This is a genomic window from Devosia enhydra (genome assembly GCF_900119845.1).
Taxonomy (GTDB): domain Bacteria; phylum Pseudomonadota; class Alphaproteobacteria; order Rhizobiales; family Devosiaceae; genus FPKU01.
This window is the reverse complement of sequence record NZ_FPKU01000002.1, coordinates 164,844-178,522: the sequence shown is the minus strand read 5'-3', so window position 1 is coordinate 178,522 and position 13,679 is coordinate 164,844. Positions and strand designations below refer to the sequence as shown.

At 61.8% G+C, this 13,679-nt stretch carries 8 protein-coding genes; 3 read left to right on the top strand and 5 right to left on the bottom strand.

The window, feature by feature from the left end; translation table 11 throughout:
- Positions 1-34 precede the first annotated feature (34 nt).
- Together BT183_RS10005 and BT183_RS10000 are read right to left on the bottom strand one after the other, a co-directional pair.
- Complete coding sequence (locus tag BT183_RS10005) at positions 35-682, bottom strand: 4Fe-4S single cluster domain-containing protein (RefSeq protein ID WP_072342277.1); 648 nt, start codon at positions 680-682, stop codon at positions 35-37.
- Entirely contained in the window at positions 679-2,541 is a 1,863-nt protein-coding gene (locus tag BT183_RS10000) for an AAA family ATPase (RefSeq protein WP_072342274.1), read from the bottom strand. Before BT183_RS10000 ends, BT183_RS10005 begins: the two co-directional genes overlap by 4 nt.
- Before the next feature lie 634 nt (positions 2,542-3,175).
- Between BT183_RS10000 and BT183_RS09995 the strand changes: the two genes are divergently transcribed.
- Both BT183_RS09995 and BT183_RS09990 read left to right on the top strand, forming a co-directional pair.
- Positions 3,176-4,552: a lipase/acyltransferase domain-containing protein gene (locus tag BT183_RS09995; RefSeq protein WP_177282484.1), complete on the top strand. Its 1,377-nt coding sequence runs from the start codon at positions 3,176-3,178 to the stop codon at positions 4,550-4,552.
- Between the two features lie 18 nt (positions 4,553-4,570).
- Complete coding sequence (locus BT183_RS09990; RefSeq protein ID WP_072342268.1) at positions 4,571-6,412, top strand: CHAT domain-containing protein; 1,842 nt, start codon at positions 4,571-4,573, stop codon at positions 6,410-6,412.
- A 12-nt stretch (positions 6,413-6,424) separates the two neighbouring features.
- Here BT183_RS09990 and BT183_RS09985 read toward each other — a convergent pair whose 3' ends face one another.
- From BT183_RS09985 to BT183_RS09975, 3 genes are all read right to left on the bottom strand, one after another.
- Positions 6,425-8,920, bottom strand: coding sequence for a S8 family peptidase (locus BT183_RS09985; protein WP_084603430.1), 2,496 nt, complete (start codon positions 8,918-8,920; stop codon positions 6,425-6,427).
- A 55-nt stretch (positions 8,921-8,975) separates the two neighbouring features.
- Positions 8,976-9,956, bottom strand: coding sequence for an AAA family ATPase (locus BT183_RS09980; protein ID WP_072342262.1), 981 nt, complete (start codon positions 9,954-9,956; stop codon positions 8,976-8,978).
- A 454-nt stretch (positions 9,957-10,410) separates the two neighbouring features.
- Positions 10,411-11,112 (bottom strand): VIT1/CCC1 transporter family protein, encoded by a 702-nt coding sequence (locus tag BT183_RS09975; RefSeq protein ID WP_072342260.1) that lies wholly within the window; start codon positions 11,110-11,112, stop codon positions 10,411-10,413.
- Between the two features lie 199 nt (positions 11,113-11,311).
- Between BT183_RS09975 and BT183_RS09970 the strand changes: the two genes are divergently transcribed.
- Entirely contained in the window at positions 11,312-13,678 is a 2,367-nt protein-coding gene (locus tag BT183_RS09970) for a heavy metal translocating P-type ATPase (RefSeq protein WP_425290557.1), read from the top strand.
- Position 13,679: the final 1 nt, after the last annotated feature.

Below are 13,679 nucleotides of genomic sequence, written 5' to 3'. Positions count from 1 at the left end.
GGGCAATGCCGATATCGTTCAAGTATGGTCGTCGTCATGAGTATTGCTGTCTGTCTTCGGTAATGCCGGCTTTATGTCCACCAAGCTCCAGCAACTTCTGTAGGCGAGCCAGGTCGCCCCGCTGCGGAATGCCGGCGAGGAAAACGTCACCTGTCGCGTCGTCGAACATCACGTCCAGAGTGTTCGCGAGGGCTGCAGGCCCGGCCATATCGCCGAACCTCAGTCGTCCGAGTTCAGTCGCGATGTGCAGCCGCTGGTTGTCGCTGCCCCTTAGGGGCAGGGTCTGCCTCGCCGCAAGGACCAGCGGGTCGCTGATCAAGGCGTCGAACAGGCCCTCGAACTCCTGCAATGGCAGTACCTCGACCGGATGGCCCGAATAGACCAGGATGTCGCCCCCGTGCACGGCGCGGACCCACGTCAGGAGCGACTTCAGAGCGTCCGGTTGATCGAAGGGCTCTCCACCCGAAATGGTGAAGCCGTCGGCCGTGGCGAGCCAGGGCACTATTGCCTCGACCACGGCTTCGACCGAAGTTTCGCCACGGGACGTCGACCAGGTATCGAGCGAGATGCAGCCGGGGCAGCGTATCGAGCAGCCCTGCAACCAGATCCCGACGCGAGCCCCAGGCCCAAGCGCTCGCACCGGAAAGTGCAGCCGCGATATTCTGATCGGTGTCACGCTCATCGTGTCGTCACGGGGTGGCCCCGGATCTGCAGCACGAGGCCGTCGCTCTCATCACGCAGCTCTTCGATCTCGATTCGACCCCCGGACGAAATGCCCATGTCGAACACGGACCTGGCGAGGGGATTGATGAAGTGCGTTTCGAGTTTGTTCCTGATGCCGCGGCCGCCGTTCGAGAGATCGGCAATGCAGAGCTCGGCGAGCCGCCGAAGCGCCGAAGCGCCGATCTCAACCTCAATGCCTTGGCCGGCGAGAATATCCTTGCGGATTGAGGCGACCATCTGATGGAAGATCTGCTCGGCAATGTCCTGTCGGATGTAGTCGAAGACCAGGATGTTGTCGCCAATCCGGTTCAGGAGCTCTGGCCGGTTCAGCGTCGTTTTGAAGTAGCTGTCGATCTCCTCAAGCACCTTCTGCTCGATCGTGACAAAATCATCGGTCGGAGTAACATTCGCAACGCGTGAGCCGTCACGCTCCTGCCGGTAGATACCGAGGTTGGAAGTGAAGACGATGAAGGTCTCGGAGAAGTAGACGCGATCGCCGCGGCCCGAGGTGAGGACGCCGTCGTCGAGCACCTGGAGGAACTTGTCGAGGATGCGGGGATGCGCTTTCTCGATTTCGTCGAACAGCACCACCGAGAACGGTCGCTCCCGGACCGCGTTGGTGAGCTCGCCGCCGACGTCGTATCCGATATAGCCCGGTGGGGCACCGATAAGCCGCTGGTCGGAGTGCTCAGCTGAGAATTCCGACATGTCGAAGCGGATGTACGCGGACTCGTCGCCGAACAGCAGTTGGGTGATGGTCTTTGCGAGCTCCGTCTTGCCCACTCCGGTGGGACCGGCGAGAAAGACTACCCCACGCGGACGATTGCCTCGTCGCGGCGCGCCGATCCCGGTGACCGCCCGCTTAATGATATCAAGGACGTGTGTGACGGCACGTTCTTGCCCGCGCACCCGATCTTGTACGAACGACGCTGCGTTGCTGATCTTCTCCCGATCGATCAGGGCCCACTGGTCTTCAGTGACGCCGACCTTGTAGCGCCGTACCGCATCGCCAAGCCGAGCGATGCCGATGCCTTCGATGCGGCACAGGGTGAAGATCGAATGGAGGTCAAGGAGCAGCAACCCCTCGGTGCCTTCGACCAGCTCGTCGGTTGCCCTTTCGAGCATCTCGGGCGTGGCGGAAGCCGCTCCCTGCAAACTCTGCATCGACGGCACTGCCATGGTCCGGCGATAACGATGATCCGGTTTTGCGACGGGAATGTGCCGAAGGCGCACGTTGTCGATCACCAGCCAATCCGGCAGATCACCTTCCTTTTCGACGATCCAGACTACTGAGTTCATGAATGGTCGGGGCGGCGACCCATAAGGTCGTGGGCGGGATTGATGGGCGAGGACCAGCGCCCTTGAGAACATGTTGCTTTCGGTCACCGACAACGCCTCGGGGCGGGCGATCAGGCGCGAAGCAAAGTCGACCAGCAGCGCCACCGGCGGCTCGGTCGGTCCCCTTGAAGTCAACCGGCGCAGCACCTCGGAGAACAGCTCGATGCCGGCGGGAGCCGTGCCGTCTGGGCCAGGCGTCAACCCAAGGGACGTCAGAACGTTAACATTGCCCTGAGCGGGTGAGGAGGGGCCCACCACCTTAAAGCCATTGACGGGATCGAAGACCACGACATCAGCGTAACCGACAGTCCGGAGCTCCTCGCCGAGGAGGGTGACGAGGGGTTGGGCCATCGGCGACGTGGAGGAGCCAAGCTGCAGATCATGAACGTTTCCGGATAGCACGAACTGCGCCTTCATTGGCAGGAAACGCAGGAGGTCGCGCAACCAGCGCGGGCGCTCGAGATTGAGATGGTCTGACATTGCGGTCCCCTGACCACCTATCGTGCATGCGCATCGTTGCTGATCAATAGCCGACAACGCCAAGTCACACTTTAGTTAAAAGCCCACACTTGAAAGGCAGCGCACACCAGTCCGTAGGTTAGGTTGCCGCTGGTCCACGATTGCATCAGATTGCCCTGCCGCGGGCGTAGTGATTGGGGCGGGTCCAGTCGTCTCTTGACTTCGAGGCGAGGAGTATGCGTTCGGGAATTTCCATAACCAGAAATCGCCGCGTCTCGGGCATCATTGCCAGCTCTGCCCTCGTCGAAGGTGTCACCAACAGATGGGCTCGAAGTGCGACCGGATGGTTGGAGTTTTTGACGCCACCTCTAGGTACCCGCCGCTCAATGCCCGCTTCGCGCCAGTTCCGGACCTCCACGTGATTCCGGCGGGAGCAAATTGGCGTCGTCCAATCATCCGTCAAAAAGGCTCTACTGTCCAAATAACAGCTTACCACACCGAATTGGGCCAACCGACGCACATTGTCGCGAGATTTAGTGTCCTGCAAAGCAGCGCCCGCGACAGAATCTGTCAGGCTTTACATTTATGTGTTTGCGGATAATTTCCAGACCGATGTGCACTGGTGAATCGGGTATTGTCGTTTGGAGGTCTGGTCGTGGGCGCTTTTCCAGATGTCGTGGTTCTCTTGCCCGGCATTCTCGGCTCCGAGCTGACCAAGGACGGCAAGCTGCTCTGGGGAGCAGGATCTATATGGGATTCCGTATTCAACAACGGTTTGGCCCGGCTACAACTTACGGCGCCGGGCAGCCTCGACGAGGACATAGGCGACGGCATCGTTCCACGTTCAATCCTACGGTGGCCGGCCCTCATTCCCGACTTTTGGAAGATCGGCGGTTACCAGGAGCTCAGTTACAATCTACAGGACCGGCTGGGCCTGAAAAAGGGAAAGAACTTCTTCGAGTTCCCCTATGACTGGCGACGTGACAATCGCGTGGCAGCCATTAGGTTGGCGAGGGAAAGCCACGACTGGTTGAAGGCGTGGCGCGAGGAGAGCGGCAATGCAGAGGCCAAGCTCATCCTGATCGTTCACTCCATGGGTGGACTGATCGCACGGCATTTCGTCGAAGTGCTCGAGGGGTGGAAAGCCACACGGGCGACCATCGCAATAGCGACCCCATTCGCTGGGTCGGGCGATGCGCTGGACTTCCTTCAGTCGGGCATCAAGGCGAACTTTCTGCCAGATGGGGTGAAACGGAGTATCTACACTTTTGCCGGCTTCGACTCGTTGTATCAGCTCTTGCCGACAGGGCCATTTCTCCGGGACGGCGCGGGTTCTCCGGTCAAGCTCGTCGATGCCAACCTGCTCAAGGTGGATCGGAACCGCGTGCGGTCCGCGCTCGCGTTCCATGATGAGATGCGCGATGCGGCAAGTACCAACAAGTCGATCGGGGCCTACCTTGAGCGCAAGGGCGCGACACGTACGGTCATCGGATCGGAGCAACCGACCAAAGTCGGTGGCTTCGTCGATGATCAAGGATGGGTGACGTTCAGCGGCAAGTCCGTGCAGGAGGGTTTTCTTTCCGGCGATGGTACCGTACCGCGGCGATCGGCAACGCCGCCAGAGGTTGGCGAGGAAGTCGCCGCCTTTGCGCCCACATCTCACTCGGCCATCACGTCCTACGGCTCTGTGATGTCACACGTGTGCAACGCCATCGCAGGGATGCCAGAAACTCCGCTGCGGGATAGAGGCGGCGTTGGCACCATCAGCCTCCTGGTGGACGATCTCTATCGGGCAGGGGCGGACGTCGCAATCCGGGCCGCCACTCGCCAGTCGGCGCAGTTCCTTAATCTTACGCTCACCAACCTCGACGACACCAAGCCCCCGATCAAGACCCGGATGAACAAGGTAGACGATTATTACGTATGGCAGTACGCCCTGCCGGCGGGGAGCTATCGAGCGAGCGTGGAAGCGACCGGTGCCGAAGAGGCGTCGGACATCTTCACGGTCGTCGATGTAGACCTCCTGCCATAAACCCGACCGGAGGAACGCGTGAACAAGTTTGCCTTACCCGACGGTCCGGCCTGGGATGAGCTGCGTCGCCAGCTCGAAGAGCAGCTCGAAGACGAGATTACCTTACTCGAGGTGTCCTTCGAAGGGCGCCGGCTGATCCTCGCCGGTGAGGTTTTCAGTGAAGCGACCAAGCAGAGTATCGAAGCGATGATCGTGGAGAGAATTCCCGCCAGTGTATTGGCGAACCGGCTCGTTGTCGCTTCTCCATTCTTCAACGCTGGTGATGACGGCTTCGATGTGCCCATGTCGCCGTCCGAAGTTGGTGCCGCGCCTGACAACGGTGGTGAGGCCCCTGCACTAGAGGTACCTCCGACTGCCGTTCCAGATGGCATTGGTGATGGACGGGAATTGGTCACACGGTTCCCCACGGCCCAAGCGATCAGCGATGTCCGCGTTGGCGAGAGGCTCGATCTGAAGGTCGACCTGAGCCTGACACCCCCTGCCGGCGCCGAGGACTCCTGGATCGACTTCACTGCCGACGGTGATTGGACAACCTTACCAATCGACGTTGAGATCGTCTCCTGGCAGCTGCAGATCGACGACGTTGATCGTCGGGCCATCATTCTAGTCAAGCGGGATGCGCCATCCAGGCCAGTCATGTTTTCGGCTCTTGTTGCCGAGGAAGCGCGTGCACTCGGCCGCGTGAACATCCACCTGATCTTCTCCCACGACGGCCGCCCGTGCGGAGAACTGGCAGTGTCCTTCGAATTGACTGCTTCTCAGTCGGCAACCGCTATGGGCGAAACGACGACCGCATCCGTGAACATCCCCACCGACCAGCCTTCGGCCGATCTGACGGTGAACATTCTGCAGGACCCCGGTGGCGGCGATCGATACCAATGGACGTTCAACGTTGGGCCAGGCTTAAGGAACCTCGGCGAGGCCTTCAGGTTCGCAAGCTCCGGTTTCGGGATGTCCGCCAAGGACTACTTCAAGGCCAAGTTCAACGCCTGTCCCTACCTTGCCCAGGGACAGCACGAGGGTGCACTACAGGGTATTGGCGAAGAGATCTGGCGGGCCGCTCCGCTAGAGTTCCGCAACCTCTACCTCGCCATCCAAAAAAGCGTTGGTTTCAAGTTTTCCATCCAGATCATGACCAACGAGCCCTATGTTCCGTGGGAGCTCATGTTTCCCGTCGAGGAAGACCTGGAAGGTGCTGGCCACCTATACTTGATGCATCCAATGGCAAGGTGGTTCATGGATGGAGCTTCAATGCCGGCGTCTTTCCCCACTGGTGATGTCATCACCTTTGCGCCCCAATACGAGTACGGCGACAATTTGCCGGCGGCGCAGGCCGAAGCCGAATGGCTCGTCACCAAGTACGGTGCACACCGTCCCTACCCGACCTACGCTGGGTTTATGGGCGTGCTCCAGACACCGCCGAGCACCGCGGTGCGGTTGCTGCATTTTGCCGGCCACGGTGCGTCGGAAGGTGCGCCGGGAAGCGTCGGCATCAGAATGCTCGACGGCTGGGTACCTGTAGATGCCATTAATAGCAGCGTCCAGCTGGGCAAGCGTTATCGCCCGATCTGCATCATCAATGCCTGCCAGGTTGGGGCGACAGATGCATGTCTCGCCTCGACTTCAGGCTGGCCCCCGGCCCTTGTCCGCAGGTCGTTCAGCGGGGTGATCGCGCCGCTGTGGTCAGTGCAGGACAATATCGCCTCCGAGTTTATCAAGGACGCGCTCACCGAACTGATCGACAATCAGCAGTCGTTCGGAAACGCCGTCCTCAAGTCGCGACAGAACCACTCGGCAATGTCTCCAAGCGCTTTCGCCTACCTGTCCTACGGCGACGTCATGGCAAAGGCCGCGAACTGAGCCACAGTCCGGCTATCGGCGGCTTGCCTCAACCAGGACGTTGACCTTCGCTGCTGCTGCGGCGACCTCGGTGTAGAGTTCTGCCCCGGCCGGCGCCTTGATGCTGACAATCAAGCTGAATGGCGTCGCCGTGTCATAGCGTTTTGCTTTCCGGATGTCCGCCCACCAGCCCTTGACGGGGCCGACCGCGATGCCATCGCGCTCGGCCAGATGAAACGCGGGCCCTGTCCAGACATCCTGAACGAGCGAGCCACGACCCCGATATTGCCGTCCGATCTGCCAGCCACCATCGGACTGACCGTCGTCGTCCTCTAGTGCATTGAAGCGGGATTGCGCACTGGAGTCGTCCTCGCCGAAGCGTCGCACGTCAAAACGAAGCCGGTGCGATGGGTATCGGTCGGCGCGATCCCGGGCGTAGGCGTGTGGATCCGGTTCGACGAAGTATGACAGCGTAACCTTCATCTCGACCTGAACGTTGCCCAGCGCCTTCAACGCGGCGGTTGGCCAAGGCAGCTTGAAGTACTTCATCTCCTTGAGCTTTATGGTCTTGTCATCGAGCGTCAGTGGTGTGAGCTCATCCTCGATGACAAGCGTGCAGGCGTTGTCTGCGCTGCGATAGGCCCGCTCCTGATTCGGCAGGCCCCACCCATAGCGGCCAAGACATATGTCTCTCGCCGTTGGTTGGTCGCTTGCAGCTGCGATGCTCTGGTACTGCGCCATCATGGCGGGGGTCCACTCGGCGCTGTGAACCAGCAGGCCACGCAGCGACGCCGGGCTGTAGGCAGGGTATGAGCCTTGAAGGCGCCCCAGAAGGCCGGCTGCTGCCGCTGTGGCAGCACTCGTCTCTCCTGTCAGGCTGAATGGTGATTGCGGTAGGTTCCGACCGGTGGTGAGCACCAGATTCTGGTGGGATGGCTGAGCAAACGCCCCCCCGGGGTCCACCGAGAAGTTTCCGCCTTCCATGACGACGTCTGGCTTGTTCGGATGCGGCTTCGGCCACGCTTCGGCGCTTCGCGCCGTGGGCGCGAGGTCGCCCATGGGCGCGACTAGGTTCGCGCCCTGCGCCTTGTAAGTCATGGCGCCAACGGTGATGGCGTTGAATGCCTGTCCGGGCGCCTCTATGCCGAAGCGCTTGTTGCGATCTGCGTAGTCGGCCACCGCATATGGCTCCACCGGCGTCCTCGGCACGTTGCCGGCCGCCACGCAGAACAGGCGCGGCTTGCCATTGTTATAAGCAAGCAGATCGAGTGCCGCCGAGGTCGCAGTACCTCGACCGTTCGTCGCTTCACCTCGAGCGGTCTGGGCAAGACAGAAGACCCTCTTTGCCTCAACTTTCTCGACCAGCGCTACCGCACGTTCCAACGCGTCGCGGGCCGGCAATGGTTCAGCACCGGGGGGTGCCTGAACCACCACCGACTCAAGCCAGGTGTACTGGGGGATAGGCCCAGACCCCTGCATGGCATACTCAAGGTCCAGAAACTGAACGACGCCAGCCATCTTCGTGCCGTGTCCGTGATGATCGCCGACGCCCCACGCAGGAATGGCAGCGTGAAACCCGTTGGCCGCGGTCGATGCGGCCAACAGAGGGTGATTGCCCGCAATGCCGGTGTCGAGCACGGCTACCCGCGGTGCTGTCGGTAGCGGCGGCTGCAGGCGGGCAACCACCTGGTCCACTCTTGCGGACCGCGCCGCGGGAGGCATCTTGACCAGGTCCGCCGCGAGCTCAGAGGCGCTCCGCAGTTCGACGACCGCAACACTCGACTGAATGACGCGCTGGATTTGATCAGGGGTGCCCACGACGTTGTAGACCATGACCTCAACGAACTCAGTGGGCTTGCCGTCGAGCTCGAGTTTGGCTTGCGTCAAAGCCCTCAGAAAGTAGTCGCGGTAGTCCTTTCGAATCCACACTTCCCACTTTGTGGACCGCCGGGTTCGAGGTAGCCGCTCAAGGCTGTCAGTCCAGTAATCACGCAAAGACGCCGGCCGAATGGTCGATGCGGTTTCAAAAAGCCAGAAGCTACGGGGCTTGTTCTCGCCTCCCTCGTCCTCGTCGTCGTCATTGCTGTTCTCGACCGAATTGCCGGGCAGCCAATCGCCATAGGCTGCGAGGTTCTTTCGCAGCGTCTCCAGGTTGGACATCGTGAGGAAGAACGTGGCGGTGTCCTGCTCCGGCTCGCTCGGATCCCTACCCTTTGCCCGCCGAAGGGACAGCAGTTTCGGTGTTGGTGATGTCGCGCGTGCGTCACCGGTGATCAGTGCCACGCCGGGGCGAGAGTCGACCGCTACAGCAACGCCTCTGGCGGCCTTCTTGACGGTCGCGTTCGCCTGCATCTCGGCAAGCTCTGCGATTGCGGCAACGCTTTTTTCCAGTTCGTTGCGCAGCGCCCGAGCATGAAGGAGCCGGTTCTGAGCGGAGAGCTCGTTGCTGGAACTTCGGCCGAGGGGCGACGCATATCGTGCCGGCCGTTTGCCTAGGCCACGAATATGAATATGACGGAGATTGTCCATTGCGTCCAAACACTAGAATCTCAGCAATTCTTATTGCGACTGGACTTCAGCTCCGTCAATTGGGGTGGATAGTGTTTCTATCCTTCAATGCTTGTTTCAACAGCTCGGTGGTGATTTTTGCGTCATTGTCGAGCACGGCATCACGTGCCGCGTCTGCCGCAGCGGCAACCAAGTCTGCCTGGCTCAGGCCATGCGATGCCAGGTCGAGTTCGTTCCAGTCGAGCTTGTCGACGTCAAATGCCAAGAGATGGTTATTGAGCACGCGCCGAGCTTCCTCGGCGGATGGCTTTTCGTAGAACAGGGCAGCGTCGAACCGCCGGAACAGTGCCGGATCGAGAAGTGACCGATGGTTGGTGGCGGCGATTATAACGCTGCCGGACTGGTCCTCTTCGAGGAACTGGAGGAACGAATTGAGCATGCGTCGTGCTTCGCCGACGTCATTTTCGCTGCCACGGCTTGCCGCCAGTGCGTCGACCTCGTCGAAGAAGTAGATGCCGCGAGTCGTCGCCATTGCGTCGAAGATCAACCGCAGCTTGCTCGCGGTTTCGCCCATGAATTTCGTGATCACCCCGTCCAACAGGATGGTGAAGAGGGGCAAGCCGAGCTCGCCGGCGATCGCCCTGGCTGTCATCCCCTTGCCGGTTCCCGGCGGTCCCGAGAAGAGGAACTTGCGCCGAGGAGCGAGGTTCTTAGCCTCAAGAGTTGAGCGCTCTCGGTGTTCGCGAACGATGCGAGTGATCCGCCGCTCCAACTGGGAACTCAACACGAGATCCGACAAATAGATCTCCGGGTACGATGCCCGCACCAATCCGGCCAGTTCCCCACGCGGTGCCGTGATCGGAATAGGCTTGGCGATTCGGGCACGGGCAGCATCGATTCGAATGCTTTCGATGAGAGCCTTGATTTCGCCCGCCATCTTCACCTTGCCGGAATTGTCGGCTTCCTGGGCGATGTGCTCGGCGATCAGCAGAAAACGCTCATCGTCGCCTGCTGCATGGCTCTTGATCATACCAATAAGTTGCTGCGCAGAAGCCATGGCGATGTCCTAGTTCCGACGACCCGACGGGTCGAGCAAAAATTTGGCGTTCAGTGTCGGTCAGGTGAATACTGGCTAAACTTGTGCCGTACATGCAACGCGCGATGCCAGTAATAGTCGCCGAGTGGTGCCGCTGTCCAAGTGGCCGCTTTGGGCTAAATGCGGTCGCTCCTGCCTGGGCCGTACCATCACAACGGAGTCATCAGCTCCGGAGAAAGAGAGGAAGCAACGGGTGTTAGGTAAGTGCATGAGGACACCGAATGCGCCGCAGTCCCGCGGATCTTCAAGTCATTTTGCCTCGACTACTGAAGGGAATGGCGGAGGGGATGGGCCTGATATCCAACCTTCTCCACCTCAAGCCATTGAAATCATTGTATTCTTTGGGTGCCAGTGGCGACTTCCAGAAATCACTTTGACCCCGTAGTGCTGTCCCCATCAAAACTCCCCTACCGGCCTAGCCGACAGTCACACCGAAGAGCATCCCCACCGCTGCGGTCGCGGCCATGGCAAGCGCGCCCCAGAAGGTGACACGGACGGCCCCCTTTACGATGCCCGCACCTCCGGCTGAGGCACCGAGTCCGCCCAGCACCGAAAGCGCGATCAAAGTAGTGACCGCGACGATGAGAGTGATCTGAGTGGCAGGCACGAGCGCCGCAATGATGAGCGGGATGACCGCCCCGACGGCGAAGGTCGCCGCCGACACCAGGGCAGCCTGGATCGGATGCGCGGTGACCGTTTCCGAGATGCCGAGTTCGTCACGCGAGTGAGCGGCAAGTGCGTCCTTTGCGGTCAGCTGGACCGCAACCTGGCGGGCAAGTCCCTCATCAAGCCCCCGCCCGACGTAGATGCGTGTGAGCTCCTCCAGCTCCGCCTCGGGCGTATCCTTCAGTTCCCGCGTCTCGCGCGCGATGTCGGCCTGTTCGGCGTCGGTCTGTGAACTGACGGAGACGTATTCGCCGGCAGCCATCGACATCGCTCCGGCGACGAGGCCGGCAAGTCCGGCGATCAGGATTTCGGGACGACCAGATCCGGCCGCGGCGACCCCGACTACCAAGCTCGCAGTTGAAACAAGGCCGTCATTTGCCCCGAGTACGGCCGCGCGCAACCAGCCGATGCGATGCACCATGTGGATTTCTGAATGCGACAGACGACTCATCAGAGAAAACCTTTCCAAGCCGCAATCGCGTGCATGCGTTACCATAGCGGGATCTTGTGATGATGTCCGACCGGCCTCGTCGTGCGATCCCAACTTACGGCACGATCTGCCCTTGACCTTCCAGTCACGGGAAGGAGCACATTGAATTCGAAGGCCGTGCATTGGCCTTCGCGCGGCGCGTCCGCAGAAGGAGAACCCCATGTCCACCGTCGATCCCCACGGAGGCCACGCCCACACCGACGACGAAATGCCGACGCACCACGATGCGCCTGCAACTGGCCCGACGACCATCGACCCTGTCTGCGGCATGACGGTGACCCTGAAGCCGGATTCTCGGACAGAGAACTTCGGCGGAAAGGACTTCCATTTCTGTTCGGGCAAGTGCCAGACGAAGTTCCAGGCCGATCCATGGTTCTACGCCTCGGGTCGTGCCGCAGGGCAAAAGAAGGCTGCTCCGGCGAACGTCCAGTACACCTGCCCGATGCATCCGGAGATCGTCCGTGACGCGCCGGGAGCCTGCCCGATCTGCGGCATGGCGCTGGAGCCGATGGTCCCCTCGGACGAGCCCAGCGAGGAACTGACCGACTTCACGCGGCGGATGTGGATCTCTGCCGCCGCGGCGGTGCCGCTCATCATCCTGACGATGGGCGAACTGGTGGCGCTGCCGGTCCGCGACTGGATCGGGCATCAGACGGCGAGCTATCTGGAGTTCGTGCTGGCGACGCCGATCATCCTCTGGGCGGCGCTGCCGTTCTTCCGCCGTGGCTGGGATTCGGTGCTGAACCGCAGCCCCAACATGTGGACGCTGATAAGCCTCGGCGTGGCGGCGGCTTACCTTTACTCGCTCGTCGCCACCTTCCTGCCCGGTGTGTTTCCGGAACAGTACCGGATGGGCCACGGCGTCGGTACCTACTTTGAGGCGGCGGTGGTGATCGTAGCTTTGGTCTTCGTGGGCCAGGTGCTGGAACTGCGCGCACGCGAACGCACCGGGGATGCGATCCGTGCCCTTCTGGACCTCGCGCCCAAGACCTCGCGGCGCATCCTGCCGGACGGTACCGAATACGACGCGCCGCTCGAGAACATCATAGAAGGCGACCGGCTTCGCGTACGCCCTGGCGATGCGGTCCCGGTCGACGGTGTAGTGATCGAAGGCCGCTCGTCGCTCGATGAAAGCATGCTGACCGGCGAGTCGATGCCGGTCGAAAAGGGTCCGGGCGATGCGGTGACCGGTGCCACGATCAACAAGAACGGCTCTCTGATCATCGAGGCGGGCAAGGTCGGCTCCGACACCGTGCTGGCGCAGATCGTGGCCATGGTGTCGAACGCGCGCCGGTCCCGCGCGCCGATCCAGGGTCTGGCCGACCGTGTTTCGGCGGTGTTCGTGCCGACGGTGGTCGCCATCGCCGTAATAGCCTTCGTCGTCTGGCTGACCGTCGGCCCCGAACCTGCGCTGGTCTTCGCCATCGCATCCGCCGTTTCGGTCCTCATCATTGCCTGTCCCTGCGCGCTCGGACTCGCGACGCCGATCTCCATCACCACGGCGGCGGGACGCGGCGCGCAGGCGGGCGTGCTGATCAAGGACGCCGAGGCGTTGGAACGCATGGCGGCCGTCGACACACTGATCGTGGACAAGACCGGCACGCTGACCATGGGCAAGCCGAAGCTGACGGACACCGTGGCGGTTGCGGACATCACCGAGACCGACCTGCTGTCGCTCGCCGCAGCGCTCGAGCGTGGCTCGGAGCACCCGCTGGCGGAGGCGATCGTCGAAGGGGCGGAGGCGCAGGGCGCCCCGCGTCTGGAAGCGACCGACTTCGACGCCGTCACCGGCAAGGGCGTGCGTGGCAGTGTCGGGGGACGCGCGGTGGCGCTTGGAAATGCCGCGATGATGCGGGAGATGGGGCTGGACACCGGCGCGGCCGAGGTGAAGGCGGACACGCTGCGCGCCGAGGGGAAGACGGCCATGTTCATCGCGGTCGATAGCTCGCTCGTTGGCATCGTCGCAGTGGCCGACCCGATAAAGGACTCCACCGCGCAGGCCATCAGGGAACTTCATGCGCAGGGGCTGCGCGTCATCATGGCGACGGGTGACAATGAGCGCACGGCGCAGGCGGTGGCGGGCAAGCTCGGAATCGACGAGGTGCGCGCCGGCGTCCTGCCCGAAGCCAAGAAGGATCTGATCGACCAGTTGCGCCGCGACGGCCACAAGATCGCGATGGCGGGCGATGGGGTGAACGACGCGCCCGCGCTCGCTGCTGCCGATGTCGGCATCGCCATGGGCACGGGGGCCGATGTGGCGATGGAAAGCGCCGGGATCACCCTGCTGGGCGGCGACCTGATGGGCATCGTCCGGGCGCGCAAGCTGGCCCGCGCCACCCTGCGCAACATCAAGCAGAACCTGTTCTTCGCCTTCGCCTACAACACTCTCGGGGTGCCGGTCGCGGCGGGGCTGCTCTACCCGCTCACGGGGATGTTGCTGTCCCCGATGATCGCGGCGGCGGCGATGAGCCTGTCGTCGGTGTCGGTGATCACGAACGCGCTGCGACTGCGGCGGATCGATCTGTAAA

Excerpts from the sequence above, each read along its gene's own strand:
- BT183_RS10005 (WP_072342277.1), bottom strand. The coding sequence starts at position 682 with ATGAGCGTGACACCGATCAGAATATCGCGGCTGCACTTTCCGGTGCGA.
- BT183_RS10000 (WP_072342274.1), bottom strand. The coding sequence starts at position 2,541 with ATGTCAGACCATCTCAATCTCGAGCGCCCGCGCTGGTTGCGCGACCTC.
- BT183_RS09985 (WP_084603430.1), bottom strand. The coding sequence starts at position 8,920 with ATGGACAATCTCCGTCATATTCATATTCGTGGCCTAGGCAAACGGCCG.
- BT183_RS09980 (WP_072342262.1), bottom strand. The coding sequence starts at position 9,956 with ATGGCTTCTGCGCAGCAACTTATTGGTATGATCAAGAGCCATGCAGCA.
- BT183_RS09975 (WP_072342260.1), bottom strand. The coding sequence starts at position 11,112 with ATGAGTCGTCTGTCGCATTCAGAAATCCACATGGTGCATCGCATCGGC.
- BT183_RS09970 (WP_425290557.1), top strand. The coding sequence starts at position 11,312 with ATGTCCACCGTCGATCCCCACGGAGGCCACGCCCACACCGACGACGAA.